General features: G+C 67.7%; 23 protein-coding genes. 11 read left to right on the top strand and 12 right to left on the bottom strand.

Features of this window, described 5'->3' with window-relative positions; translation table 11 throughout:
- Positions 1-222 precede the first annotated feature (222 nt).
- Positions 223-1,035, top strand: a complete 813-nt coding sequence (locus ACM0PK_RS07595; RefSeq protein ID WP_414606993.1) for an alpha/beta fold hydrolase — start codon at positions 223-225, stop codon at positions 1,033-1,035.
- Positions 1,036-1,327: 292 nt separating this feature from the next.
- Here ACM0PK_RS07595 and ACM0PK_RS07590 read toward each other — a convergent pair whose 3' ends face one another.
- Entirely contained in the window at positions 1,328-2,008 is a 681-nt protein-coding gene (locus ACM0PK_RS07590) for a hypothetical protein (RefSeq protein WP_414607010.1), read from the bottom strand.
- Between the two features lie 134 nt (positions 2,009-2,142).
- Between ACM0PK_RS07590 and ACM0PK_RS07585 the strand changes: the two genes are divergently transcribed.
- Positions 2,143-2,802, top strand: a complete 660-nt coding sequence (locus ACM0PK_RS07585) for a hypothetical protein (protein ID WP_414606992.1) — start codon at positions 2,143-2,145, stop codon at positions 2,800-2,802.
- A 103-nt stretch (positions 2,803-2,905) separates the two neighbouring features.
- Entirely contained in the window at positions 2,906-3,874 is a 969-nt protein-coding gene (locus tag ACM0PK_RS07580) for a polysaccharide deacetylase family protein (RefSeq protein ID WP_061478596.1), read from the top strand.
- 3 nt (positions 3,875-3,877) lie between these two features.
- Here the strand turns inward: ACM0PK_RS07580 and ACM0PK_RS07575 are convergent, their stop codons facing one another.
- From ACM0PK_RS07575 to ACM0PK_RS07560, 4 genes are all read right to left on the bottom strand, one after another.
- Complete coding sequence (locus ACM0PK_RS07575; RefSeq protein ID WP_195840060.1) at positions 3,878-4,753, bottom strand: class I SAM-dependent methyltransferase; 876 nt, start codon at positions 4,751-4,753, stop codon at positions 3,878-3,880.
- Positions 4,754-4,785: 32 nt separating this feature from the next.
- Complete coding sequence (locus tag ACM0PK_RS07570) at positions 4,786-5,163, bottom strand: hypothetical protein (protein WP_095379426.1); 378 nt, start codon at positions 5,161-5,163, stop codon at positions 4,786-4,788.
- A gap of 115 nt (positions 5,164-5,278) precedes the next feature.
- Positions 5,279-5,947 (bottom strand): hypothetical protein, encoded by a 669-nt coding sequence (locus ACM0PK_RS07565; protein ID WP_151355239.1) that lies wholly within the window; start codon positions 5,945-5,947, stop codon positions 5,279-5,281.
- 164 nt (positions 5,948-6,111) lie between these two features.
- Positions 6,112-6,531: a hypothetical protein gene (locus tag ACM0PK_RS07560; RefSeq protein WP_414606991.1), complete on the bottom strand. Its 420-nt coding sequence runs from the start codon at positions 6,529-6,531 to the stop codon at positions 6,112-6,114.
- A 90-nt stretch (positions 6,532-6,621) separates the two neighbouring features.
- Between ACM0PK_RS07560 and ACM0PK_RS07555 the strand changes: the two genes are divergently transcribed.
- The gene (locus ACM0PK_RS07555; protein ID WP_005415073.1) at positions 6,622-6,906 is read left to right on the top strand and encodes a hypothetical protein; all 285 of its coding nucleotides are present in this window, start codon (positions 6,622-6,624) and stop codon (positions 6,904-6,906) included.
- An 87-nt stretch (positions 6,907-6,993) separates the two neighbouring features.
- On the opposite strand, the gene dmeF is transcribed toward ACM0PK_RS07555, so the two are convergent.
- Positions 6,994-7,959, bottom strand: a complete 966-nt coding sequence (dmeF, locus tag ACM0PK_RS07550) for a CDF family Co(II)/Ni(II) efflux transporter DmeF (RefSeq protein WP_414606990.1) — start codon at positions 7,957-7,959, stop codon at positions 6,994-6,996.
- Positions 7,960-8,009: 50 nt separating this feature from the next.
- Here dmeF and ACM0PK_RS07545 point away from each other — a divergent pair, with 50 nt between their 5' ends.
- Entirely contained in the window at positions 8,010-8,294 is a 285-nt protein-coding gene (locus ACM0PK_RS07545; protein WP_414606989.1) for a metal/formaldehyde-sensitive transcriptional repressor, read from the top strand.
- 95 nt (positions 8,295-8,389) lie between these two features.
- Here the strand turns inward: ACM0PK_RS07545 and ACM0PK_RS07540 are convergent, their stop codons facing one another.
- Entirely contained in the window at positions 8,390-8,764 is a 375-nt protein-coding gene (locus tag ACM0PK_RS07540) for a MerC domain-containing protein (RefSeq protein WP_414606988.1), read from the bottom strand.
- Between the two features lie 69 nt (positions 8,765-8,833).
- On the opposite strand from ACM0PK_RS07540, the gene ACM0PK_RS07535 reads away from it, so the two are divergent.
- Positions 8,834-10,159: a GTP-binding protein gene (locus tag ACM0PK_RS07535; protein ID WP_414606987.1), complete on the top strand. Its 1,326-nt coding sequence runs from the start codon at positions 8,834-8,836 to the stop codon at positions 10,157-10,159.
- Between the two features lie 143 nt (positions 10,160-10,302).
- Here ACM0PK_RS07535 and ACM0PK_RS07530 read toward each other — a convergent pair whose 3' ends face one another.
- A complete protein-coding gene (locus ACM0PK_RS07530) occupies positions 10,303-11,910 on the bottom strand; it encodes an ATP-binding cassette domain-containing protein (RefSeq protein ID WP_414606986.1) in 1,608 nt (535 codons plus the stop codon).
- A gap of 254 nt (positions 11,911-12,164) precedes the next feature.
- Entirely contained in the window at positions 12,165-13,064 is a 900-nt protein-coding gene (locus tag ACM0PK_RS07525) for a LysR family transcriptional regulator (RefSeq protein WP_414606985.1), read from the bottom strand.
- A 223-nt stretch (positions 13,065-13,287) separates the two neighbouring features.
- On the opposite strand from ACM0PK_RS07525, the gene ACM0PK_RS07520 reads away from it, so the two are divergent.
- Both ACM0PK_RS07520 and ACM0PK_RS07515 read left to right on the top strand, forming a co-directional pair.
- Entirely contained in the window at positions 13,288-14,466 is a 1,179-nt protein-coding gene (locus ACM0PK_RS07520) for a serine hydrolase domain-containing protein (RefSeq protein ID WP_414606984.1), read from the top strand.
- On the top strand, positions 14,463-15,647 hold the full coding sequence (locus ACM0PK_RS07515) for an MFS transporter (protein WP_414606983.1): 1,185 nt from the start codon (positions 14,463-14,465) through the stop codon (positions 15,645-15,647). The genes ACM0PK_RS07520 and ACM0PK_RS07515 overlap by 4 nt, the downstream gene beginning before the upstream one ends.
- Positions 15,648-15,921: 274 nt before the next feature.
- Here ACM0PK_RS07515 and ACM0PK_RS07510 read toward each other — a convergent pair whose 3' ends face one another.
- Positions 15,922-17,538 carry an EAL domain-containing protein gene (locus tag ACM0PK_RS07510; RefSeq protein ID WP_072167714.1) on the bottom strand — a complete coding sequence of 539 codons (1,617 nt, stop codon included), beginning with the start codon at positions 17,536-17,538 and terminating at the stop codon, positions 15,922-15,924.
- A gap of 228 nt (positions 17,539-17,766) precedes the next feature.
- Here ACM0PK_RS07510 and cycA point away from each other — a divergent pair, with 228 nt between their 5' ends.
- Together cycA and ACM0PK_RS07500 are read left to right on the top strand one after the other, a co-directional pair.
- Entirely contained in the window at positions 17,767-19,140 is a 1,374-nt protein-coding gene (gene cycA / locus ACM0PK_RS07505) for a D-serine/D-alanine/glycine transporter (protein WP_414606982.1), read from the top strand.
- A 211-nt stretch (positions 19,141-19,351) separates the two neighbouring features.
- Positions 19,352-20,128 carry a lytic transglycosylase domain-containing protein gene (locus ACM0PK_RS07500; RefSeq protein WP_088496303.1) on the top strand — a complete coding sequence of 259 codons (777 nt, stop codon included), beginning with the start codon at positions 19,352-19,354 and terminating at the stop codon, positions 20,126-20,128.
- Positions 20,129-20,225: 97 nt separating this feature from the next.
- Here the strand turns inward: ACM0PK_RS07500 and ACM0PK_RS07495 are convergent, their stop codons facing one another.
- Entirely contained in the window at positions 20,226-21,746 is a 1,521-nt protein-coding gene (locus ACM0PK_RS07495; protein WP_414606981.1) for a tetratricopeptide repeat protein, read from the bottom strand.
- 167 nt (positions 21,747-21,913) lie between these two features.
- Here ACM0PK_RS07495 and ACM0PK_RS07490 point away from each other — a divergent pair, with 167 nt between their 5' ends.
- Positions 21,914-23,995, top strand: coding sequence for an NHL repeat-containing protein (locus ACM0PK_RS07490; RefSeq protein WP_414606980.1), 2,082 nt, complete (start codon positions 21,914-21,916; stop codon positions 23,993-23,995).
- Here the strand turns inward: ACM0PK_RS07490 and ACM0PK_RS07485 are convergent.
- The gene (locus ACM0PK_RS07485) at positions 23,973-24,380 is read right to left on the bottom strand and encodes a YciI family protein (RefSeq protein ID WP_049413606.1); all 408 of its coding nucleotides are present in this window, start codon (positions 24,378-24,380) and stop codon (positions 23,973-23,975) included. The genes ACM0PK_RS07490 and ACM0PK_RS07485 overlap by 23 nt on opposite strands.
- Between the last annotated feature and the right edge of the window lie 340 nt (positions 24,381-24,720).

The raw sequence follows: 24,720 nt of genomic DNA, 5'->3' as shown, positions 1-24,720 counted from the left end.
GGTTCCAGGGAGGGTTCACGCAGGCTCGCATGGCGTTTGGGCCACTGCAGCCGGCTTCCGACGAAACGGCCCTGCCACGGAATGAATGCCCATATTGGCGGCCCGGTTCCAGCTTTGAGGCCGTTGCCTGTGCAGGGGATGTCATGAGCGACCGGGATTCCCTCACAGCCGCCACAGGTGACGGCCACTAGCCTGCACTCCTTCCCTTCCACAGGAGCGCCCATGCCTGCTTCCCGCATCCGCCTGCACGTTGAAGACACGGGTGGCGATGGCCGCCCGGTCATCCTGATCCACGGCTGGCCGCTGTCCGCCGATGCCTGGAAGACGCAGGTGGCGATCCTGCGCGACGCCCAGTATCGGGTGATCAGCTACGACCGGCGTGGCTTTGGCCGCTCTGACAAGCCGGCCGAAGGTTATGACTACGACACGCTGGCGGCGGACCTGGCAGGGCTGATCGAGGAGCATGACCTGCGCGACGTCACTCTGGTCGGTTTCTCGATGGGCGGCGGCGAGGTGGCGCGCTACGTGGCCAACCATGGCCAGGATCGCGTGCACAGTGTGGTGTTCGCGGCCGCTGTGCCGCCGTTCCTGCTGCGCAGCGACGACAATCCGGAAGGTCCACTGACCCAGGCCAAGGCCGATGAAATGCGCAGCGGATTGGAGAAGGACCGCGAAGCGTTCTTCGATGGCTTCACCCGCGACTTCTTCAGCGCCAACGGCCAGTTGATGGTGACCGAAGACACGCGCCAGGCGGCGATCGCGCTGTGCCATCAATCCGACCAGGCGGCGGCGCTGGGCTGCATGAAGGCGTTTGCTACGACCGATTTCCGGGATGACCTGAAGAAGATCACGGTGCCGACCTTGATCCTGCACGGCGACAGTGACGCCATCGTGCCGTTCGAGGGCTCCGGCCAGCGTACGCACAAGGCCATCAAGGGCAGCGAAGTGGTGATCCTGGAAGGTGCACCGCATGGCTGCAACACCAGCCACGCCGACCGCTTCAATCTGGCGCTGCTGAACTTCCTGAAGCGGTAAGCTGCGGCGATGCGCGAGCCAAAGACACCCCGTGGAAGAAGCCCAGGCCCAAGGGGCAGACGTCGCAACCGCTGTCGGATGCGCAGAAGGCGGCGGCACGGCAACGTGCCGAGGAGAACGGGCGGCGGTATCCGAACCTGGTGGACAACATGTGGGCGGCGAAGCTGCCGCGTGGGTCGTGATTCACAGGCCGGGTGGGGACGTGGTGTAGCACCGAGCCGATGCTCGGCTGGCGCGCGCAGCGCGTGCCGTCCGGGGAAGGGGCAAAGGGCCGCCGAGCATGGTCTCGGCGCTACGGGCCGGGCAGTGGCCGCCAGCCCGACTCCCGCCATGGCGCTACGTCGCGCCTCTGCACGTTGATCGCCTCGACCGGCAATCCTGCCTGTCGCGCCAGTTTGGCACGCAGTACTTCGCTGTCCACCGGCAGCGCGATGGCCACCTGCAGCTGGTCGCCCTGCTGACGGACCTGGGTGGGCACCACCGCATGGGCTTCATGCTCGCCGCCGGTGCGAGCAATCGGATAGCGCATCGCCACGGGCCTTCCCAGGTGTGCCAGTACAGGGCGCCATGCCTGCAGCACGACAGGCTGTGCTGCTGCGGGAACCCGCACCTCGATGATCGTTCCCGGGTAGCCAATGACATTGCCCACCATCACCTGGAAGCGCGCGCCATCGGGGATGGCGACCACAGTGGCGGCCAGCACGCCTATCGACAGGACAGCTGCGGCGAAGCGCCAACTGCGCGGCGCGGCGGCGGCGCGGGTCGCCGTGCGCAGCCCCGGCTTGCGCCGCAGCTTGCGCGCGTAGATGCGCCGATCCTTCCTGCGCGGGCTGCTGCTGTGCGCCGGCAGGTTCAACGGGACGCGTGGCAGCCGGGCGGCGCGCGCGTCGATCAGGCGCGCGAGCAGCCACCACGCGAGCACGAATGCCAGCAGGGGCAGCAGCGTTCGTACGATCAGGTACAGCATCACCATCGGGAACACCAAGGAAAATTCGCATTCAAACAACTGTGCCATCGTAGCGGCGCTGCGTAGTGTGTGTCGCATCCGCCAGCCGACACGTGCGAACTGCTTGGTTAGGATGGCTCTTTGCTGTCATGGATGAACCGATGAGCGCTGCCACCTCCCGAATCCGCCGCATCTGTGGGCAGGGGCCGATCCTGCTGATGCTGCAGCTGGTCGCGTTGCTGTCCGTTGCACTGGCTTCCGGGTTCTTCCATTGCCGCGTCGACCTGCTGCTGGAGCCGATCACCGCGGCGTGCGGTGGCCCGGATGAGCAGGCGCGGTTGCAGATGGCCGAACAGGTGATGGCGCGCGCCGGTGCATTGGACGACTGGCAGCCATTGAGCTGGATTCCATTGGCGGGCATCGTGCTGGCGCTGCTGGGTGCGATGGCGGTGTGCGCGAGCCGCGCGCTGTGGCTGCGCGATGGGCTGCGCACGGCGAACGTGGCGCTGCTGCTGCTGCATGGCGGCGCACTGTGCTTGGCCGGGTGGACGCTGCACCTGTACGAGAACGCATGGAACAGCGTGGCGCGCTTGTCACCCACGGCATGCCTGATGGACCTGAGGGCGGAGGGCGATACCCCGCTGGTGCAGGCGCAGTCCGTGGTGTTCCACATCCTGACGCGTGAGAACGCAACGCTGATGCGCAATCCGGACGACCTGGCGCTGGTGCTGGTGGCGTTGCTGATGGCGACGATGGTGGGCGGCATCTCCCTGTGGCGGGCGATCGTGCGGGCCCGGGTGGCACGATCGGCAGTGGCCTGACGGGCCTCCGCGGCTGACCGGATCCGAGACATGCAGGGCGCACGCTCGGCGGCGCGCGGCAATCGCGCTACAGTCGACGCCTCGCCACTCCAGGGAAGACCCGATGCGCTTGTTGCTGCGTGCGTTGCCGTTGTTGCTGTGTTCGCTGGCCGTACACGCCGCCGAGGTGGACCGTCGTATCGCGGTGACCATCGATGATCTGCCATGGGCACGGCTGGACCAGATCGTGCCGCCGGATCTGCAGGCGCGGCACGAAGCGTTGATGGCCCAGCTGCGCGAGGCCGGCGTGCCGGTGGTGGGCTTCGTCAATGAGAACAAGCTTGAGGTGAATGGACAGGTGCAGCCGGCGCGGGTGCAGATGCTGCGCGACTGGCGCGATGCGGGTTATGTGCTGGGCAACCACACGTACTCGCACATGGATTTGAATGCGAAGGGCGTGGCGGCGTTCCAGCAGGATTTCCTGCGCGGCGAAACGGTGCTGCGGCCGCTGCTGGCCGAGAAGGGGCAGGCGCCACAGTGGATGCGCCACCCCTACCTGCGCGCCGGGCGCACCGCAGATGAGCGCGTGCAGATGGAGGCGTTCTTCAAGCAGCATGGCTATCGCGTGGCACCGGTGACGGTGGACAACGGGGAATGGGTGTGGGCGTTCGCCTATGCCAACGTGATGAACGAGCAGGCGGATTCGCCGGCGCGTGACGCGACGCTGGCGCAGCTGCGCAAGGGCTACGTGCCGTACATGCTGAACAAGCTGGATTACTACGAGAAGCAGTCGCAGGCGCTGCTGGGGTACGCGCTGCCGCAGGTGTGGCTGATGCACGCCAACGAGCTCAATGCGGCCACCTTTGCCGAACTGGTGGCGGCCACGAAGCGCCGCGGCTATCGCTTCATTTCACTGGACGAAGCGATGCGTGACCCGGCGTATGCGCGGGGTGCGGAAGGCTACAACGGCCGCTATGGCCCGAGCTGGCTGCATCGCTGGGCGATGGCGGAGAACAAGCCGAAGGACTTCTACGCCGGCGAACCGGAGGTGCCGGCGTGGGTGATGAAGCTGGCCAAGGTTGATTCGGAGTGAGGCTCAGCGCTTGACGGCCAGCACGCCGTCGAGCGCCAGTTCCGCCTTGAAACCAGCCTTTTCCAGGCGTTTGGCCACTTCACGCGGCACGTCGCGGCCGCTGGTCAGCTTGTTCGGCGCGCCGGTGTAATGGAACAGGCGACCGCCCTTGCGGATGACGCGGGCGAGGTGGTCGTAGAACACCTGCGAGTACAGCTCGCCGGCGATGCCGAAGCGCGGTGGGTCGTGCAGGATTGCGTCGACACTGTTGCTGGCCACCAGTTCGATCTGCTGCGAGACGTCACCGTGGCTGAACTGCAGGCGACCACCGGCGGCAGCCGAGTCTGGATCCGGCGACCACGGGTTGAGCGTGCGCAGCCACATCACATCGGCGTTCTTCTCGAATGAACGGATCTGGCCGACACCGGCCTCCAGCGCGCAGGCGGCGAAGTAGCCCAGGCCACCGCAGGTATCGAGGATGACCTTGCCGGCCGGGGCGACCAGCTCCACCTTGCGGCGTGCATCCTCGAACGGCGACAGCTTCGAGGTCGGCAGCATCTTGATGCCGTCGATCTCGAAGGTCGGTGCGCCCCATTCGGTGGGCACCAGCTTGATCAGCGAGCCGCTGTAGCGCGAGATCGGCGCGAATTCCTCGCCATCCCAGTAGTACAGCGTGCGGTCCTTCAGCTTGCCCGGCCAAGGGTAGGGCTGGCCCCGGAAGTGGAAGCCGTCCGCATCCAGCGCCACGCTGTCCTGGCTGCGGCCGAGGTCAAGCGATCCCTGCCAGTCGGCGGCGCCCTTGTCATGGGCACGGCGCAGGGTATCGGCGCTGTCGCGGGTCAGCAGGGGGCCGGTGTAATGGGGCACGGCGGGTACCGGGGCGGTTCGGGGGAAGGGCATGGTACCGCAGCTGTTGTAGAGCCAAGCCGATGTCAAAGCAGGTCCACGCCATGCGTGGATGCAGGCAGGGAGGAGTCGGGCGTGGGCCCGACGCTAGCGCTGGTGCAGCTGTAACCGTGTGTGGTCCCTTCCCCCGCGATCATGCCGACGCCACGCGACGGCTGCATGCCCTGCCGCGCGCACGATCGACGATGGGCCTCCTGGGTTTGCGGTGGCTGCCGATCGAAGTCGTAGCGCATGCGGCCGTCCTCCTGCAGCAGCCAATGCACGGTAACGCGCTCATGGCGACCATCACCGAGATCCCAGTCCAGGGTGCGCATGATCAGAGTCTGGCCATCGGGCAGCTGCCGGACTTCGTCATAGGCCCCCTGAGACTGTATTGCACCGGCCATCAGCAGGAGGGGCAGCATGTTGCAATATCCAAGACTGAATGTCATTTCGTCAGTCCTTTGCCAGTGAGTAGATGGCGTTGATGCATGGACGAGAAATGCCCTGCCTTTGGGCATGGGCATCTCCCTCTAGGAGCTATTGAGCGAAGATCGTCCCTCTATTGGTGGCACATTGCTTGGGGATGCAGGTCTCCATCATGGTGTTTGCAAACTTGGACTGCGAAAAATAGCAATTGACGCCAAACTGAGTTCTGCCTCTGAACGGCCCAGCGTAGTGGTCGATTTCCTGTGCAATACAGCGTCCATTGTCCACGCTGAGGGTTGAACGTCTCATGCCGCCAATAGAGCTCTCCCAACTCCCGCTCCCAATGGGAAAGATATTCTGACCAACGGGTACCCGACCACTTGGTGCAGTCGCCGTTGCCCAATCAATACTGTTCACAGGGTCGGCAGGGGGCGCGGGATCATCGCTGTAGCAAGACCAGCCGGTGGAGGGACCCGACAACGTCATGGTCCCGCTTGAGGGTGTCATTTCCACCGACTCGCAATAGGCTTGGTGATAGAGCTGCGTGGCTCTACTCTGGTCTTCATAGCGATAGCTGAGTCTCCCAAAATCATCTTGTTTCAGGCGCTGTGTCACGTCCACGATGCCGCCATTGAAGTCTGGCCAGCTGCTTGTCCTATCTACGCTGACACTTCCGTCTGGATTCGCGACTACGACATCTATGCTTAGGCGCTCGCTAGCGCCAATGGCGGTCGCGGGCAGAAAGGCCGCTATCAAAAAGGCGAATTGCTTCAACTTCATGTCTCAGCTCCTCTTTTGGGATGGAGAGCTGATGCTGAACTGAGTTCTGGTCGCCCGACGAGATACCTATCCAGTTATCGCTGTTTTGAAAATTTTCTTATGTTTCAGACTGTTAACCACGAAAGAAGCTGTTAACCACGAAAGAAGCTGTCGCAAACGTCTGCTCAAATGCACTTCACCGCATACACCGGCCCAGCACCGATCAGCATCAACGCCATGTAGTCACTATCGCTGGCCTTGCCCTTCAACGTCGCGCCCTTGTTGAAGTGGAAGATGCCGAAGCCACCGGCCATGCGGATAAGCGCACTGTCGATCTGGTCGGGGTCGTCGCGGAAGTAGCGGCTGATCTCGCTGGACGTGGCTTTGTGCAGGGCATTGGGTTCGCGCTGCCACTGCTCGCCACGGCTGAAGGAAACGAAGTACTGGCCACCTTCCTTGTCGATGCGGAAGTCGGCGGGTTTGCGCGCGCTGGTGGCGAAGCAGCCCTGCAGCGGGTCGGTGGAAAACGGAAGCCCGGCGTCACCGCTGCAGGCGGCGGTCAGCAGCAGGAGGGCACCGGGCAGCAGCAGGCGGAGCGTGCGCATGGGATGTCCCTACAGGGCAGGTGCGGCTAGTGTAGGCGGCATGCGGGCGTGGCCCGTACGGAAATTCGGCAAGGACACAGGGGTTTTCGGATGGCGCAGGGCAAGGCACCGTGGTGCGGCGTGGCCAGTTGGCTGGGTATTGCAGTGGGGTGGGGGGCAGGCACCGTGGCGGCACAGGCGGCGGTCGCTGCGGGTGGCAATGGCATGGCCGCAGGGCTGGGCGTGGGCGTGCTGGGTGCGGCGCTGGTGGGCGGCGGCCTGGCCGTAGCATCGCGCGTGCGCGGTGAGCGCTGGCCGTGGATCGGCATCGGCGGTGCAGTGCTGAGTGCGCTGCCGCTGCTGATGTACCTGCTGCGGATGATGCTGAAGCTGTAGCGGTAGTGCCGGCCGCTGGCCGGCACCTGCAGGTTGCGTGCGGTGCTCATGGGGTGCCGGCCAGCGGCCGGCACTACCGGACGCGGGTCATGCGCTGCGATGGATCTCCACCGTCACGTGCACCAGCTCTTCGTGGATCGCCAGCGCGTTGCGCACGGTATCGGCATCCAGCGTGGCGTCACTGGTGACCACGCTGGCGCTGACCGCGTACTTGCCGCGACCCACCTGCCAGACGTGCAGGTCGGCCAGGCGCGCCGGCCACGGGCCCTGTTCGATCACTTCGCGTACTTCGGCCACCACCGGCGCGTCCATCTGCGCGTCGAGCAGGATGCGGCCGCTGTCGCGCAGCAGGCCGATCGCCCACACCGTGACCAGTACGGCGCCGACCAGGCCCATCACCGGGTCCAGCCAGGTCAGGCCCAGCAGCTTGCCGCCGAGCAGGGCGACGATGGCCAGCACCGAGGTGGCGGCGTCGGCCAGCACGTGGACGTAGGCCGAGCGCAGGTTGAGGTCGTGACTGTGCGCGTGGGCGTGATCGTGGTCATGGCCGTGATGATGGCCATGGTCATGCCCGTGGTGATGATGCGCGTGGCCCGGGCTGTCGTGCAGCCACCAGGCGCACAGCAGGTTCACGCCCAGCCCGACCGCAGCGATGGCGATGGCTTCGTTGTAGTGGATCGGTGCCGGTACCCACAGCCGCTCCAGCGATTGCACCGCCATCAGCGCGGCGACGCCAAGCAGGGCGATGGCGCTGGTATAGCCGGCCAGGATCTCGATCTTCCAGGTGCCGAAGGCGAAGCGCGGGTCGTGCGCGTAGCGGCGTGCGCAGCGGTAGGCGAACACTGCCAGGCCCAGCGCGAGTGCGTGCGAACTCATGTGCCAGCCGTCGGCGAGCACGGCCATGGAGTTGAACCACCAGCCGCCGACAATTTCCACCAGCATCATGCTGACGGTGAGCCACAGAGCGCGGCGGGTATTGCGTTCGGCCAGCGGGTTGCCGTCGTCGAAGCGGTGTTCGTGGCGACGGGCGGCGGCGAGGGCGTCCAGATGCATGGGAAGACCAGAGGGTGGAAGGATACCCCCATAGGGTATACGATCTATCCATGACCCATGTACACAAGAATCGAAAGCAGCTGCTGACCCGGGTACGCCGTATCGGCGGCCAGGTGGCGGCGTTGGAGCAGGCGCTGGACAGGCCGGAGGGTGAGGCCGGCGACTGTGCGGACGTGCTGGTGCAGGTTGCTGCGGTGCGCGGCGCCGCCCACAGCCTGCTGATGGAGCTGCTGCACGAGCACCTGCAAGAACATGTGGTCGGCGCCGACGACCCGCAGCAGCGGGCGGCCGAGGCCGAAGTGCTGGTCGAACTGCTGCGCCGCTACGGCAAATAGGCCGAGGGGCGGTAGAGTCGACTGTTAGTCGACTGCTCTTCGTACAACCAACGAAAAACCCCGCGCTTCGCGCGAGAGTCGACTAACAGTCGACTCTACCCCCCGTGCCGGTGCCGCGCGTTCCAGATATGCGTGGCGGCCAGCAGCAGGCTGCCGGTGACGGTCATCGGTGTTTCCCAGTCGTGCGAGGGCAACGCCAGCGCGCCGGCCAGCAGCAGGCCGAGCCCGGCGCCGGCGGTGGCCCAGGCCAGCATGGGCAACGGATGGCGGCGCTCGGCACGCCACAGCGCGTAGCCGGTCAACGGCAGGGCGATGGCCACGAACAGCAGGTGGACCCATTCCGCTTCGGCCCAGCTGCCGAACAGCGGCAGTGCGGCGGCAAGCAGGGGCAGCGCCAGGCAGTGCAGCAGGCACAGGCTGGACAGGGCGACCGCGCCGGCATCGAGCAGGGCGGCAGACGGCGACTTCATCGGGGGACGTTCCTTGCGCAGATAGTGTTATACAGTAACATTTCCGCTCCGCAGCCAACCCGCTCCGACATGAACACTGTTTCCCGCGCCGACCGTCGCCTTCCGGTCACCGTGCTGTCCGGCTTCCTCGGGGCCGGCAAGACCACCCTGCTCAACCAGATCCTGCGCAACCGCGCCGGCCTGCGTGTGGCGGTCATCGTCAACGACATGAGCGAGGTCAACATCGACGCGCAGCTGGTGCGCGACGGCGGCGCCGAGCTGCGCCGCACCGAAGAGACGCTGGTGGAGTTCAGCAATGGCTGCATCTGCTGCACGCTGCGTGATGACCTGCTGCAGGAAGTGCGGCGCCTGGCCGACGCCGGTCGCTATGACTACCTGTTGATCGAGTCGACCGGCATCGGTGAGCCGATGCCGGTGGCGGCCACGTTCGCGGTGCGCGACGAGCAGGGCTTCAGCCTGAGTGACATCGCGCGCCTGGACACGATGGTGACGGTGGTGGATGGCAGTGCGTTTCTCGCCGACTTCGGCTCGACGTTGCGCCTGGCCGAGCGCGGCCAGCAGGCCGGGCCGGATGACGACCGCGGCGTGGTCGACCTGCTGTGCGAGCAGGTCGAGTTCGCCGACGTGATCGTGGTCAGCAAGGTCGACCAGGTGGATGACGACGTGCTGCAGGACACGCTGGCCGTGCTGCGCGGCCTGAACCGCGACGCGAAGCTGCTGCTGTCCCGCTTCGGTGACGTGCCACTGGCCGAGCTGCTGGACACCGGCCGCTTCGACTACGAGCGTGCGCAACGTGCGCCGGGCTGGGTGAAGGAACTGCGTGGCGAGCATACGCCGGAGACCGAAGAGTACGGCATCGCCAGTTTCGTCTACCGCTCGCGGCGACCGTTCCATCCCGCGCGCTTCGCCCGCGCGCTGCAGTCGGGGATGCCCGGCGTGATCCGCAGCAAGGGCTGGTTCTGGCTGGCCAATCGCATGGACTGGGTGGGTGAGCTGAACACCGTGGGCGCCGCGACGCGGACGCAGGCGGCGGGGTTCTGGTACGCCGCGCGTGATCGCGTGCGGGCTGGGCTGGAGGACACCGCGCCACTGCTGCCGCCCACGCCGCTGCCGTACAGCGACCTGGGCTGGGCGCGGCAGCAGGCCGACTGCTGGAGCGCACCGTTGCCGGGTCTGGAAGACTTCCCGGATGCGGCCGCGCATTCGGCGATGCAGCGCTTGTGGCACCCGCTGTGGGGCGACCGCCGCCAGGAGCTGGTGGTGATTGGCGTGCACATGGATGAGCGCGCGGTGCGTGCGGAGCTGGACGCGTGCCTGCTCAACGATCAGGAACTGCGTGCGGGGCCGCTGCTGTGGCAACAGCTGCCGCAGGCATTCCCGGTGTGGAAGCGGTGACGGTGCACTGAGGATCCATGGGTTGCCGGCCAGCGGCCGGCACTACCCCTGGTCGATAGGCCATGCATGCATCCACGCATGGCCTATCCTGTAGAGCCGAGCCGACGCTCGGCTGCTGCAGTAGGTCCACGCATGGCGTGGATCTACAAGGCGTCGCGCCACTGCCACCCCCCGGTGCCCACCTGCAGCACGTGGGTCGGCCGCAACGCCTGCAGCAGGTGCCGGTCGTGGCTGACCATCAGCAGCGCGCCCGGCCATGCCGCCAGCAGTTCTTCCAGTGCCTGCAACGCGCTCAGATCCAGCGCGTTGCCCGGCTCGTCCAGCAGCAACAGCTGCGGTGCGGGATCGGCATACAGCACGCTGGCCAGCGCGCCTTTCACCCGTTCACCATCGCTGAGGCTGTGGGCTGCACGCTGGATGCGCTGTGCGTCCAGCCCGAGCAGGGCCAGCCGTGTGCGCAGTTCACCCGCATCCGCCACCGGGTTGGCGGCCTGCACGGTGTCAAGGATGCTGCGTTCGTCGGACAACCCCAGCAGCTGCTGGTCGAGCAGCGCCAGAGGTGCATGGCGCTGCACGATGCCGCTGCGTGCAGGCAGCTGGCCGGCCAGCACGCGCAGGAGCGTGGACTTGCCACTGCCGTTGTCACCGACCACGGCGATGCGCTGGCCGCGGCGGATCTCCAATTGCAACGGTGCACTGCAACCCTGCGGCAGCACCAGTGACTCCGCCTGCAGCAGACGTGCGGTGCCGCGTTCACCGTCACCGGCGAACAGCGCCAGCTCCGGCGCGGCGTGAACTGCCGAAGCCGCTGCGCGCAGCTGGTCGGCACTGGCCTGAAGACGATCGGCCTGTACCTGTTGCGCGCGCCCGTGGCTGGCCTCTGCACGCTGTTTCTGCCGGCCAAGCAGGATCGGTGCCTGGTTGGCCTGCTTCGCATCGCGATTGCCACGTGCCTGGCGCTGCTGCTGGCGTTCGTGCTGCTCGCGCGCGCTGCGCTGTTGCTGCCGGTGCTGGGCGCGGGCGTGGTCGAGCTGTGCGGCGGCCGCTTCGCGTTCGGCGGCCCGCGCGTCGGCGTAGTGCTGCCACGGGCCGCCATAGCGATGCAGCCCGCGCGCGTCGAGCTCGACGATCTGCTGCATCTGCGCCAGCAGCTCGCGATCATGGCTGATCACCAGCAGGCCGCCGCGCCGCTGCTGCAACCGTTCGTACAACTGTTGGCGATGGCGGCCATCGAGGTGGTTGCTGGGTTCGTCCAGGATCAGCCAATCGGCGCCGCTGGCCCAGGCGCCGGACAGCGCCACCTGCATGGCCTGGCCGCCACTGAGACGCACGGCGGGTTGGGCGGGATCGAGATCGTCGGGCAGGCGGAGCGCCTGCCATTGCTGCTGCAGGCGCTCGCGCAGATCCCAATGGTCGCCGACGCAGGCGAAGTCGGCCTCATCCACGCTGCCGGCTTCGATGCGTTGCAGTGCGGCCAGTTCCGCGCCGACGCCGGCCAGTTCACCGACCGTGCCGGCGGGTGGATAGCCGGGCGTCGGCAACAGGAACACGCGGCCGCTGCTGCGCACCTGCCCGTTCTCTGGCCGCACCCGACCGGCCAGCAGGCGTGCGAGCACGCTCTTGCCGGTGCCATTGGCACCGACCAGGCCGGTGGCGACCGGATCGAAGGAAAACGACAGATCGGAAAACAGCGGGCGGCCGTCGGCCAGCCGATACGACACGCGATCGAGCGTGAGGGAATGTGTGGTCATGCGACCTCCATGGATGCCGGGTTCTCCCCTGCGCGCAGGGGCGGGAAGAGTCAGGCCGTCTGTTGGGAAGACGGCGGCATCAATGGCGCATTGGTCGCGAGCCTCTGGGAGGAATGAGGGGACAGTATAGCGGCGGTGGCTGAATGGCTGCGTGCAGCTGTAGAACCGAGCCACGCTCGGCTGATCTTCGCTTGGGGTTCCGGTGAGTCGAGCATGGCTCGACGCTACAAGAAGCATCCATGCTTGGCGTGGATCTACGGCACGGTGTCCAGGCGGGCGCCGACGAAGTCGATGAACACCCGCAGCTTCGGCAGTACATGTCGGCCCGACGGCCACAGCAGGTGGAAGGTGCCGCAGGAGTGCACATGATCCTCCAGCACGGTGACCAGGCGGCCGTCGGCCAGCGCTTCGCGCACCGAGTGCACCGGCACGAAGGCCAGGCCGGTATCGCGCAGCGCCAGCGCCACCCGCGCCTCGATGGTGTTGGCCACCATGTGCACCGGCAGCTCCTGCGGTGTTTCGTGGTCGGGCCAGTGGATCGGCCACGGCTCCAGCTTGCCGGTGCTGGGGAAGCGGTAGTGCAGCAACGTGTGCTGCAACAGGTCGGCCGGCGTGCGTGGAACGCCGCGACGCTGCAGGTAGCCCTGCGAGGCGACGACACGCCGCGGGAACACCCCCAGCCGGCGCGCGTTCATCCGCGAGTCGCTGGGTTCGCCAACGCGCAGCACCGCATCGAAACCTTCCTCGATGACATCGACCAGCCGGTCACTGAAATCCAGGTCGAGGCGGATGTCCGGATACGCGGCCATGAATTCGGCCATCAACGGCAGGGTGAGGTCACCTACCAGCGGCAGGCTGATCCGCAGCGTGCCGCTCGGTGCAGCGTGCGGTTGCGCCAGTTCGGTGCGCGCGGCATCGCGTTCGTCGAGGATGCGCCGGCAGCGCACCAGGAACAGCTGGCCCTCGGCGGTGAGGGTGATGCTGCGCGTGCTGCGGTGGAACAGGCGCACGCCCAGTGCGTGCTCCAGCCGCGCAACGCACTTGCCCGCGGCCGAGGCCGAGATGCCCTGCAGGCGCCCGGTCTCGACGAAGCTGCGGGTGTCGGCGGCGTGGACGAAGGTCTGCAGGTTGGCGAGGTTGTCCAGGACTGACATGGGCGTACCGGCAATGAAAACGGCAGGGTAGGGGTGATCGCGACACGCGGCGCGGCCGTCGCAACACTGTGGTGCGGGGCCTCGGGCAGCCCTTGCGGCGTTCCAGTTCCGGGCATCATGCCGATTGCGGACTGCACGGTCCATGATGCCCGGAGCGGCAACCGGCTTTTTGCGCCGCGTCGTGCTGCCTAACGTGGCGGGCCTCTCCCCACGGATCACCGCGATGAATGCCGCTCTTTCCCTTGAACCTGCACCGACGCTGCCTTCGGTGCAGCGGCTGCTGCAGCAGGTCCACCCGCTGCGCCTGGTCGGTGCGGTGGTGCTGGTGCGCGAGCACGGCGTGCTGCGCCATGCCAGCGCGACCGGGCTGGCCGATCGCGAGTCGGCCAGGCCGATGCAGCGCGATCAGCTGTTCCGGCTGGCATCGGTCAGCAAGCCGTTGCTGGCCACGGTGATCCTGCGCCTGGTGGCCGAAGGCGTGCTCGACCTCGACACACCGGTGCAGCGCTGGCTGCCGGACTTCCGCCCGGCGCTGGCCGATGGCCGCACGCCGCCGATCAGCCTGCGCCAGCTGCTCAGCCACAGCAGCGGGCTGGGCTATCGCTTCCTGGAGGCGGATGCGGTGGGGCCCTACGCGCGCGCTGGCGTCAGCGATGGCATGGACGCCAACCCGCTTTCCCTGACCGAGAACGTACGCCGGATCGCGCAGGTGCCACTGCTGTTCGAGCCGGGCAGCCAATGGCTGTACTCGTTGGGCGTGGACGTGGCCGGTGCGGTGGCCGAAGCCGCGACCGGTGAAACGCTGCAGGCGCTGTTCCAGCGTCTGCTGGCTGCCCCGTTGCGCCTGCGCGACACCGCGTTCGCCACGCGTGATGCAGAGCGGCTGGCCACGCCGTATGTGAGCGACACGCCGCAGCCGCACCGGCTGCAGGAAGGCGAGGTGGTCGCACCTTTCGAGGGAACGGTGGGCATCGAGTTCAGTCCCGCGCGTGCCACCGACGCCAGCCGGTTCGCTTCGGCCGGCGCCGGCCTGGTCGGTTCCGCCGATGAGGTGATGGCGGTGCTGGAGGCCTTGCGCGACGTACAGCGCTCTGGCCTGTTGCTGCCCGCGCTGGCGGCACAGATGGCCAGCCCGCAGGTGGGCGAGCAGGGGCCGCCGGAACCGGCCGGCTGGGGCTTCGGGCTGGGCTTTGCGGTACTGCGCGACGCCGCCGCCAGCGGCACACCACAGCGCGAAGGCACCTGGCGCTGGGGCGGTGCCTACGGGCACAGCTGGTTCGTCGACCCGTCGCGTGGGCTGAGCGTGGTGGCGCTGACCAACACGCTGTACGAAGGCATGGATGGCGCCTTTGTCGATGAACTGCGCGACGCGGTCTATGCCGACCTGGAGACCACGCGATGAGCGGCCATGCAATCGATGCCGCCAGTCCGGCTGGCGAGGCCACGCGCCTGCCGTGGGCGGGCCTGCTTGCCTTGGCCGGTGGCGGCTTCATCACCCTGTTGACCGAGACCCTGCCGGCGGGTGTGCTGCGTCCGATGGGCGACAGCCTGGGCGTGAGTGATGCGGCGGTCGGCCAGCTGGTGAGCGTGTATGCGCTGGGTTCGGTGATGGCTGCACTGCCGATGACCGCGCTGACCCAGCGCCTGCCACGGCGTCCGCTGCTGCTGGCGGCCATCGCCGGCTTCGTGGTGGTCAATACGCTGACCGCGTTGAGCAGCAGTTACGCGCTGATCATGGCTGCGCGCTTCCTGGCCGGCGTGAGCGGTGGCCTGCTGTGGTCGCTGGTGGCCGGTTATGCCGCGCGCATGGTGGTGCCGTCGCTGCAGGGACGGGCCATCGCGGTCGCGATGGTCGGTTCGCCGCTGGCGCTGTCGCTGGGGGTGCCGGCAGGGACGCTGCTGGGCCAGCAGATCGGCTGGCGCTGGGCGTTCGCGCTGATGAGCGTGCTGGGTCTGCTGCTGCTGGCCTACGCGCGCTGGGCGTTGCCGGCGCTGCCGGCCGCTGGGGCCGGGCAACGCACTTCGCTGGCGACCGTGTGGCGCCTGCCCGGTGTACGCAGTGCGTTGCTGGTGATGGCGCTGTACGTGCTGGCGCACAACGTGCTGTACACCTATATCGAGCCGCTGGCGGTCGACGCGGGTGCCGGTGCTTGGCTGGACCGGCTGCTGCTGGCCTTCGGCATGGCGGCGATTGCCGGCATCGCGATTGCCGGCTGGGGCGTGGATCGCCACCTGCATGCGCTGGTGTGGGCGGCGGTGATCGGCTTCATCGTGCCGGTGCTGGCCTTGCTGGTGTGGCCTGGCGTGGCGAGCGCACTGCTGCTGGCGACGATCCTGTGGGGCGTGGCGTTCGGCGCCGTGCCGACCCTGTTCCAGACCGCCTTGGCACGGCGCGCCGGGGCCGCTGCGGACCTGGCGCAATCGATGCTGGTGACCGGCTGGAACCTGGCCATTGCGGCCGGCGGCGTGGCAGGCGGCGTGCTGCTGCAGGCCAGCGGCCCACGCCAGCTGGGATGGCTGCCGTTGCTGTTGCTGGCGGTGACCGCCGCGTGGTTGCTGGCACGGCCGAAGGCGTGGGCGTAGGGGCAGGCCAAACGTTACGGAGGTGCCGGCCAGCGGCCGGCACTACCGTGGTCCACGCCATCCACGCATGGCGTGGATCTACCGAGCGCAGCGACCCGCGTTTGCCTTTGCTTTCGCTTTCTTCCGTTGATTCCGTGGCGGGACGCCGCCGCAATGTGCCCGTGGCCGGGTGGGTGGGTTGCGCAGGACGCCCAACCCCGGTCTTGCCCACCCGGCCCCACCTGATGGATCCACCGGGCGCGATCCTCCACGAGGGGCTCCGCCGTTCGCCGTCCTACTCCACTCCCTCACGCTCGATCGGCACGCTGCGCGGGTTCTGCATGTGTTCGCGTGCAGCGCCGTACTGCTGCTGCCGCTTCTGATGGAAGGCGACGAACTCATCGCGCGGCAGCGGCCGCGAGAACAGCCAGCCCTGTCCGAATTCCACATGCCGGCTGTGCAGATAGGCCAGCTGCGCTTCGGTTTCCACGCCCTCGGCCACCACCCACAGGCCCAGCTCCTTGGCCATGTCGATGATGTGCGGCGTGACCGGGCTGGTGGCGCTTTCGGTGCCGATCGCATCGATGAATGATTTGTCGATCTTCAGTGCATCCAGTGGCAGCTGCTGCAGGTATTGCAGGCTGGAGAAGCCGACGCCGAAATCATCGATGGCCACGCTGTGGCCGGCGCGGCGGGCGGCGGCGAGCATGGTGCGCGCGCGGTCCAGATCGAGGAAGCCACGTTCGGTGGCCTCCATCCAGATCTGCTGCGGCAGGATGCCGCTGCCGGCCATGTGCCGGGAGATCATCTTCAGGGCGCGACCGCTGCTGATGTCTTCGGCGGCGAGGTTGATCGCGATGTGCGCGCTGCGGTCGGCGACCAGCAGCTCGCGCATGTCGCGCACCACGTTCTCGATCACCAGGTCGGTGACGTCGGCGATCATGCCGGCCTCTTCGGCCAGTGGAATGAACAGGTCAGGGCGCACCTGGGTGCCATCCGGGCGTTGCCAGCGCACCAGCGCCTCGGCGCCGACGCAGATGCCGGTGTCCAGTTCGATGATCGGCTGGTAATGCAGGTACAGCTCGCGGCGACGGATGGCGGTGGCCAGTTCGCCGCGCAGGGAAAGGCGGCGCCGCGACAGCCAGATCACCAGCCCGGCGCCGGCGGCGGCCAGCAGCAGGCCCACCGGCACGTACAGCCAGGCCTGTTGGCGGAAGGCCGCAGCGAGCGCGGTGCGCGGTGTAGTGGCGACGGCCAGCCATTCCTCGTTGCGCGCGGTAGCGAACAGCGTGGTGTGGTCCAGGCCTTCGCCCGGGTCGCGCAGCAGTGCCTGCAGCAGGTCCGGATCCAGGCCGGGCTGTTTGGCCAGCAGGCGTCCGTCGGGGCTGGCCAGTGCCAGCCGCACATTCGGGTCGGCGATGACATCGACGAAGCGGCGTGGGTCCACCAGAGCGTCGTAGGACCCATACAGGATCGCCAGCACCTGGCGTCGCCCGCTGATTTCCGGGCGCACGTCCACTGCGATGCCGGCGCCGTCGCTGGTGACGTGGTCCGGCCTGGGCTGATCCACATCCGACAGGAACGGCCCCCAGGAGGTGCAGCGCAGCTTGCCTCCTTCGAAGTAGCCCATCTGGTCAATCGATGGGGTGGTCATCACCAGGGTCTGCATGCGCCGGATGTGCTCGGGGCTGCAGGACACGTAGGCACCGGCTTCGGCGGATTTCAGCGCCGCCAGCGCCTCCTGGTAGGACAGGTCGGAGCGGCGCAGGGTGCGATCGGCGATGTCGCGCAGGCGCTGCTGTTCGACGCTGACCGCGCGGTCCCAGGTGGCGTAGGCCATGACCGCGATCGGCACCGCAGCGGCCAGCAGGGCCAGTGCGGTACCGCCGATGATGACGCGCAGGCGGCTCATGGCCGGGGCTCCAGCGGGGCGGGCGGGGCAGGGCGCATGGTCGGGCCGGTCCTTGGGCAGATGCGGCTATCTCAGCATGGCACCGGGCCGGGCGGAATGGGATCAATACGGTATTCGGTCACATTGTGGTGAAAGCGCCCTGCTTTGACGCAATGGGGCCGTCTGGCGCTGGCGCTCGGCGTCGCGGAGGACTACCGTCGAACGCTTCGCCCGCCCCTTCCCGCGCCCATGACCGAGCCCGCCACGCCCCCCGAGCACCTGCGCCGCAGCCTGTCCAACCGCCACCTGCAACTGATCGCCATCGGCGGTGCCATCGGCACCGGCCTGTTCATGGGCTCGGGCAAGACCATCAGCCTGGCCGGCCCGTCCATCATCTTCGTCTACCTGATCATCGGCGCGATGCTGTTCTTCGTGATGCGTGCGATGGGCGAGCTGCTGCTGTCCAACCTCCAGTACAAATCCTTCATCGATTTCTCCACCGACCTGCTCGGCCCGTGGGCCGGGTTCTTCTGCGGATGGACCTACTGGTTCTGCTGGATCGTCACCGCCATTGCCGACGTGATCGCGATTGCCGCCTACGCACAGTTCTGGTTCCCGGGGCTTGAAGCCTGGAAACCGGCGCTGGCCTGCGTGATGTTGCTGCTGGCGTTGAACCTGGTGACGGTGAAGCTGTTCGGTGAAATGGAATTCTGGTTCGCGCTGATCAAGATCGTGGCGATCTGTGCGCTGATCATCACCGGCGCCGGTCTGGTGGCGTGGGGCTTCACCTCGCCGAGCGGCCACACCGCGTCGCTGTCGAACCTGTGGAATGACGGCGGCATGTTCCCGATGGGCCTGGTCGGTTTTTTCGCTGGATTCCAGATTGCGGTGTTCGCCTTCGTCGGCATCGAGCTGGTCGGCACCACCGCCGCCGAAACCGCCGACCCCGAGCGCAACCTGCCCAAGGCAATCAACTCGATCCCGGTGCGCATCATCATCTTCTATGTGCTGGCGCTGATCGCGATCATGGCGGTCACCCCGTGGCGCCAGGTGGTGCCGGACAAGAGCCCGTTCGTGCAGCTGTTCGTGCTGGCCGGCATTCCCGCCGCCGCCAGCCTGATCAATTTCGTGGTGCTGACCTCGGCCACGTCCTCGGCCAACAGTGGCATCTTCTCCACCAGCCGCATGCTGTACGGCCTGGCCGAAGAGGGCCACGCTCCGCGCGGGCTGTCGAAACTGTCGCGCGCTGCGGTGCCGGCCCGTGGCCTGCTGTTCTCGTGCCTGTGCCTGCTGGGCGGCACGCTGCTGATCTACCTGATTCCCAACCTGGTAACCGCCTTCACCCTGGTGACGACGCTGGCCACGGTGCTGTTCATCTTCGTCTGGTCGCTGATCCTGGTGGCCTACATCGCCTATCGCCGTCGCTACCCGGAGCGCCATGCTGCCTCGATCTTCAAGATGCCTGGCGGCGTTGCCATGTGCTGGGCCTGCCTGGTGTTCTTCGCCGCCGTGCTGGTGCTGCTGGGCCTGCAGGGCGACACCCGCCAGGCGCTGATCGCCAGCCCGGTGTGGTTCGTGCTGCTGGGCGCGGGGTATTGGGTGCGCCGGAAGGCCGCGAAGTGATCCAACGTCTCCGTTCCATCGATTGATCCATCGTCTCCAGAGAGTTTCATCCACGCATGGCGTGGATCTACTGTCAGCCGCAGGAAATCGGCCGCTGCCGTTGCCGTTGAGGTTGCCGGCCAGCGGCCGGCACTACCGCGGGTGCAGGGCGCAGCCCTGCCGACCCCCGTTCACCCAACATTCGCGGGCGCGGCCGGATCATCCGGCCGCCATGTCCCATCGACCTCTCCTGCTTGCACTGGTGCTGCTGCCCATCCTGTGGCCCGGGATGGCTGCCGCGCGCACGGTCTATCGCTGCGTGCAGGGCAACACCGTCAGCCTGGCCACCGCACCGGAGCCGGGATCGCGGTGCACGCCGAAGGAGATCGACGACAACGCCATCCAGGCCCCGAACCTGTGGGGCAACATGGGCGTGTTCAGTGGTGTGCTGTACGAGCGCGAGCAGGACGGCGTGCTGGTCTATTCCACCCGCAACCTGCCCGGCTCGCGGGTATTCCTGAAGTTCACCGTGGCCACGCCGCCGGGCGAGCCTGCACACGAGGGCCTGGGCAAGGTCGGCACGCCGCAGCTCGCGCAGCACGCCAGGCAGTTCAAGGCCGCGGCCAAAGCTACCGGCGTCGACGATGCCTGGCTGCGTGCGATCGCCCATGCCGAAAGCAATTTCGATCCGCTGGCGGTCTCGACCAAGGGCGCACAGGGCGTGATGCAGTTGATGCCGGAGACCGCACAGGAATATGGCGTGCGCGATCCGTTCTCGCCGCAGCAGTCGATCGAGGGCGGCGCGCGCTACATGCGCGCACTGCTGCGCCGTTACAACGGCGATCGCCCGTTGGCGGCGGCTGCCTACAACGCGGGCATCGGTGCGGTCACCCGCTACAAGGGCGTGCCGCCCTACGCCGAAACCCTGGCCTATGTGGACAAGGTGATGGCGCTGTACGCGCGCTACCGCGAAGCGATGGGCATCCGCACCGAAGTGCCAGCCCGCTAGCGGACGGTGCTGCCTGCACGTGGCGTTGTAGAGCCGAGCCGACGCTCGGCTGCGCCAATTGCAGCCGAGCATCGGCTCGGCTCTACACAAAAGCCGCTCAGCGCGAGGTGTAAGTGCCGACCAGGTCGTAGCGCTCGATGCGGCCGACGCGTGCCACTTCGGCCTGCACGTCGGCACGCTGCTTGAGTGCACGCCACGCGGCATCGATGCGCACATCGCCCGGCAATGACGGATAGGTGCGCATGTCCTGCAGGCTGGCCAGGGTTTCACCGCGTTCAACCGGCGAGCGCAGCTGTTCGATCAGCACGGCGGCGGCACCGTCCAGGTCGCCTTCTTCCAGCAGCATTTCGCGGTGGAACAGGCGGGCATCGTCGCGCTGGGCCAGGATCACCGCGCGTGCTGCATCGCGCGCCTTGGCATCACCGCGCTCGCGGGCCGCGGCGAACTGCAGCAGCGCCTGTGCGGCCTTGCCGTAACCGGCGAGGCCCGGCATGTCATTCACTGCCTGCGCAGCGTCCTGCATGCGTCCCAGCGAACTGAACACGAAGCCGACATTCATCTGGTGCTCGACACCATCCGGGCCGAGCGCGCCGATGCGGGCGGCCTGCTTCGCCGTGGCCAGTGCCTCATCGGTGCGGCCCAGCCGGCGCAGTGCGGTGAGCCGGCTGTTGAGCAGCCAGGCCACCCATTCCGCTTCTGTGGCGGCAGGCGATTCGCCGTTGCTGGCGGCAGCGGCCATGCCCTCGGTCAACGACAGCACTTCCTCGTTGCGGTCCAGCATCAGCAAGGTGGTGCTGAACTCGGCCATGCGCGCGTCCAGTGCGCGGTCGAGCAGGCCGGAAACACGTAGTTCATCGAGGTGGCGCTGTGCCGCCTGCACTGGATCGAAACGCGCGTCACCGCGATCGACATAGCGATCGAAGCGCTTGTCGCTGCGCAGGCGGATGATCTCGGCCGGGCTGTCGATGCGCGCCAGCGTGGCCGGAATGCTGTCGCCACGGCTGTAGTCGGCCTGCAGCGTGGCCAGCGCCAGCCACAGCCCGGTGGGTTCCAGGCCGCCACTCTTCCAGCCGTTGTCAAACAGCGCCTGCAGCAGGTCCATGCGCTTCTGCGGCTGGTCACGCAGGCGGTACTGCAGGTAGTTGACCGCGTGGTGATCGATCGGAAGCGGCGCGTCGGCGTGCTGCAGTGCCTTCACCAGCAAGGTGGTGGCTGCGGCCGGCTGGTTGTCCGACAGTTCCACTGACACCAGGGTGAGCAGGATCTGTGCATCCTCCGGCAGGGCCTCCTGCGCCCGCTGCAGGTAGCGGCGGGCCTGATCCGGCTTCTTCTGCATCAGCGCGGTCCAGCCGGCGACCTGCGAGGCGCGGCCGCGACGCTCGGCATCGAAGTCGTCCAGCAACGGATCCTCCATCAGCCGCTCCATGCTGATCAGTGCACCCAGCGTATTGCCGCCGCGTGCCTGCTGGATGGCTTCATCCCAGCGCGTGGCGTACGCTGCGTGTACTGCATCGGCGGTGGCCGATGGCTTCTGCGGGGCCACCGTGATCGAAGCGGAGGCGGGCGCACTGGCCAATGCGGCCAGCAGCAGTGCGGTGAGGGGGAGAGCGCGGGGCATGGAGAATCTCCATCCGTGGGAACCGCATTGAACCTGCTACGGCCAGCGAGGACAAGCACGACGAAGCGAATCCTGGCCTTCAGCCGCATGATCGGCCGTGGCGGATCGCACGCGCAGCGTCTATTGTCGGTGCCTCTTCAAGCGGCAGGCAGAGGCAGCGCAACACGATGGCACGGTGGCAATGGATGGCGGCAGGGGTGGCGTTGGCAACGGCGGTGGGCTTGGCCGCAACCTGGTGGGACCCCCCGCTGAAAACGCTGGCCGGCCCTGCAGGCCCGGTGCCCACGCCACTGGCCTGGACCGGGCAGATCGAGCCGCTGGCCGGCGATGGTCATCCCGGCGACCGCGACGGTACGTCCGCGCAGGCGCGCTTCGCCGACCCGTATGCACTGCTGCGCGGCACCGATGGCAGTGTCTATTTCACCGATGCCGGTGACAACAACCGGATCCGCCGCCGCCTGCCCGATGGCCGCGTTGAAACCGTGGCCGGGCAGGGTGAGGGCCGTGTCGATGGCCCTGCGCTGCAGGCCAGCTTCAATACGCCCTCGGGCATTGCAGGCGACGCGCAGGGCAACCTGTACGTGGCCGACACCGGCAACCATGCGATCCGCCGCATCGGCACCGATGGCCAGGTGACCACGCTGGCCGGTGGCGAACAGGGCCACGCCGACGGCCCGGCCACGCAGGCCCGCTTCGATGCACCGATGGGCGTTGCTGTGGACGCGCAGGGCCAGGTCTACGTGGCGGACACGTTCAATGACCGCATCCGGGTGATCGGTACCGATGGCAGTGTGCGCACCCTGGCTGGTGGTGATCGGCCAGGCTTTGCCGATGGCGTGGGCGCCGCTGCGCGTTTCGATACGCCGGTGGCGCTGGCCTTCGACGCGCAGGGTGCGTTGCTGGTGGCCGATCTGTTCAACAACGCCGTGCGCCGGGTGGGGGCCGATGGCACGGTCAGCACCGTGGTCGCCGCCGGTGGCGTGATCAATGGGCCGCTGTCGCTGGCCACCACCCACGACGGCGTGCTGTACGTGGGTGATCTGGATGGCCGCATCGTGCAGGTGACGCCGCAGGGCCACCAGATCGCGCTGGTCGGCAATGGTCGCCTGCCGCGCCTGGCCCGCCCCAGCGGATTGGCGATGGATGCCGATGGCAGCGTGCTGGTGGCCGACGCCGCAGGCTACCGCCTGCATCGCCTGCGCCCGCTGCCGGTGGGCGAACTGCCGGCACCGGCACTGGTCGGCCCGGCCGCTGATGCCGCGCTGCCGAAGACGGGGGGCCGTTGGCCGCTCGCACCGCAGCACGGCTGGCACGAAGTGGTCGGCACCCTGGGCGAAGTGCGCGGCAACTTCAGCGGTGAGAGCCGCCACCACCTGCATGGCGGCTTCGACGTGCGCGGTGATGTGGGCCAGACCGTGCTGGCGATTGCCGATGGCAAGATCAGCAGCCCGGTGGCGGCCTGGAACCTGGGCGAGCAGGCCGAGGGCCTTGCGGTGGACCGCCTCAAGTACATCCACATGCGCGTCGGCCGCACCCCGCGCGACGTGCCGTTCGACGCGCGCTGGCAGGCGCTGTACGACGAGCAGGGCAAGCTGCAGCGGATGCGCGTGCGCCGTGGCATGCGCATCCACGTGGGTGACCGCCTGGGCAGCATCAACAACCAGGCGCACGTGCACCTGGCGGTGGGCACCGGGGGGTTCGAGACCAATGCGGTGGCGCTTGGCTTCCATAACTACGCCGATCACTTCGCACCGCGCATCACTGATGTAGCACTGCTGGACGACAACGACCAGCCGATGGCCGCAGGCAGCGATGGCGTGGTGATGGTTGCGCGGCAGGGGCGTGGCGTGCAGATCGTGGTGGAGGCCTGGGACCAGGTCGACAACAATCTGCCACGCCGCCGCCTGGGCATGTACCAGGTGGGTTACCAGATCCTCGATGCTACGGGACAACCGCTGCAGGGCTACGAGCAGCCGCGCTGGAACATCGTGTTCAACCGCATGCCGCCGCAGCGGGAAGCAGTGCGCGTGGCCTACGCACCGGACAGCGGCATCACCGTGCATGGCAGCGCGGTGACCCGGTTCCGCTACCTGGCCACCAACACCGTGCGTGATGGCCTGATGGAAACCGGACGCTGGCAGCCGGCGGCGTTGCCGCCGGGCGAGTACGTCGTGCGCGCCAGCGTGCGCGACTACAGCGGCAACGAAGGCGTCGGCCCGCGCGAGATCAGGGTACGGCTGCTGCCATAGCCGCAGCCGGGGCGCCGCAGCGTTCGCGCTCGGCGTCCATGTCTTCCAGCGGCCGCACTTCGATGCTGCCGAAGCGTGCCCACGGGAAATCGCGGGCGATGCGCATGGCGTCGTCGCGGTCGCGCGCTACGATCAGGTTGAAGCCGGCCAGCAGTTCGCGGGTCTCGGCGAAGGGGCCATCCAGTACGCGGCTGTGGCCATCACGCACGCGCAGGGTCTGCGCGGTGTCGACCGGCTGCAGCTTCTGTGCGGCCAGCAGCGTGCCTTCGGCCTGCAGTTTGTCGGCGTGGGCCAGGCAGTCGCGCATCAGCGCGTTGAATTCTTCGGTGGGCAGGGCCTGCAGCAGGGCAGGCTCGATGTAGATCAGAAGCAGGTACTGCTGCATGGCATGGTCCTGGCGGGGGCGGGGGCGGGGGCGGGGGCGGGGGTCCATGATCGCGCAGGATTGCGCACGGGCATGTTGCAGCGCAGAAGCGCGCCTTCGGCGGGGATCGGCGAACGGCGGAGCCCCTCCGTGGTGGGGTGGGGTTGGTCGCTGAAAGCGGGTTTCCTGAGGGTGGGCCGTGCGGGTGGGATTGGCGGGGACGCCGTGAATCCGTCCCTGGAGGCTTAGCCGCGCCATTCATGGCGCGGATACCCCGCCAACCCCACCCGCCCGGCCCCAGACAGATTCCGGCGGCCGATCCACCACGGGAAATCAACAACAAGAGCAAAAGCGGGTCGCT

Origin of the sequence: Stenotrophomonas sp. FR010, from assembly GCF_047520755.2 — a bacterium.
GTDB classification, from domain to species: Bacteria; Pseudomonadota; Gammaproteobacteria; order Xanthomonadales; family Xanthomonadaceae; genus Stenotrophomonas; species Stenotrophomonas sepilia.
This window is presented reverse-complemented; position numbering and strand designations above follow the sequence as displayed.

Bases quoted from the DNA above. Each gene is read 5' to 3' on its own strand.
- ACM0PK_RS07595 (WP_414606993.1), top strand. From the start codon at position 223: ATGCCTGCTTCCCGCATCCGCCTGCACGTTGAAGACACGGGTGGCGAT.
- ACM0PK_RS07590 (WP_414607010.1), bottom strand. From the start codon at position 2,008: ATGGTGATGCTGTACCTGATCGTACGAACGCTGCTGCCCCTGCTGGCA.
- ACM0PK_RS07585 (WP_414606992.1), top strand. From the start codon at position 2,143: ATGAGCGCTGCCACCTCCCGAATCCGCCGCATCTGTGGGCAGGGGCCG.
- ACM0PK_RS07580 (WP_061478596.1), top strand. From the start codon at position 2,906: ATGCGCTTGTTGCTGCGTGCGTTGCCGTTGTTGCTGTGTTCGCTGGCC.
- ACM0PK_RS07575 (WP_195840060.1), bottom strand. From the start codon at position 4,753: ATGCCCTTCCCCCGAACCGCCCCGGTACCCGCCGTGCCCCATTACACC.
- ACM0PK_RS07570 (WP_095379426.1), bottom strand. From the start codon at position 5,163: ATGCTGCCCCTCCTGCTGATGGCCGGTGCAATACAGTCTCAGGGGGCC.
- ACM0PK_RS07565 (WP_151355239.1), bottom strand. From the start codon at position 5,947: ATGAAGTTGAAGCAATTCGCCTTTTTGATAGCGGCCTTTCTGCCCGCG.
- ACM0PK_RS07560 (WP_414606991.1), bottom strand. From the start codon at position 6,531: ATGCGCACGCTCCGCCTGCTGCTGCCCGGTGCCCTCCTGCTGCTGACC.
- ACM0PK_RS07555 (WP_005415073.1), top strand. From the start codon at position 6,622: ATGGCGCAGGGCAAGGCACCGTGGTGCGGCGTGGCCAGTTGGCTGGGT.
- dmeF (WP_414606990.1), bottom strand. From the start codon at position 7,959: ATGCATCTGGACGCCCTCGCCGCCGCCCGTCGCCACGAACACCGCTTC.
- ACM0PK_RS07545 (WP_414606989.1), top strand. From the start codon at position 8,010: ATGACCCATGTACACAAGAATCGAAAGCAGCTGCTGACCCGGGTACGC.
- ACM0PK_RS07540 (WP_414606988.1), bottom strand. From the start codon at position 8,764: ATGAAGTCGCCGTCTGCCGCCCTGCTCGATGCCGGCGCGGTCGCCCTG.
- ACM0PK_RS07535 (WP_414606987.1), top strand. From the start codon at position 8,834: ATGAACACTGTTTCCCGCGCCGACCGTCGCCTTCCGGTCACCGTGCTG.
- ACM0PK_RS07530 (WP_414606986.1), bottom strand. From the start codon at position 11,910: ATGACCACACATTCCCTCACGCTCGATCGCGTGTCGTATCGGCTGGCC.
- ACM0PK_RS07525 (WP_414606985.1), bottom strand. From the start codon at position 13,064: ATGTCAGTCCTGGACAACCTCGCCAACCTGCAGACCTTCGTCCACGCC.
- ACM0PK_RS07520 (WP_414606984.1), top strand. From the start codon at position 13,288: ATGAATGCCGCTCTTTCCCTTGAACCTGCACCGACGCTGCCTTCGGTG.
- ACM0PK_RS07515 (WP_414606983.1), top strand. From the start codon at position 14,463: ATGAGCGGCCATGCAATCGATGCCGCCAGTCCGGCTGGCGAGGCCACG.
- ACM0PK_RS07510 (WP_072167714.1), bottom strand. From the start codon at position 17,538: ATGAGCCGCCTGCGCGTCATCATCGGCGGTACCGCACTGGCCCTGCTG.
- cycA (WP_414606982.1), top strand. From the start codon at position 17,767: ATGACCGAGCCCGCCACGCCCCCCGAGCACCTGCGCCGCAGCCTGTCC.
- ACM0PK_RS07500 (WP_088496303.1), top strand. From the start codon at position 19,352: ATGTCCCATCGACCTCTCCTGCTTGCACTGGTGCTGCTGCCCATCCTG.
- ACM0PK_RS07495 (WP_414606981.1), bottom strand. From the start codon at position 21,746: ATGCCCCGCGCTCTCCCCCTCACCGCACTGCTGCTGGCCGCATTGGCC.
- ACM0PK_RS07490 (WP_414606980.1), top strand. From the start codon at position 21,914: ATGGCACGGTGGCAATGGATGGCGGCAGGGGTGGCGTTGGCAACGGCG.
- ACM0PK_RS07485 (WP_049413606.1), bottom strand. From the start codon at position 24,380: ATGCAGCAGTACCTGCTTCTGATCTACATCGAGCCTGCCCTGCTGCAG.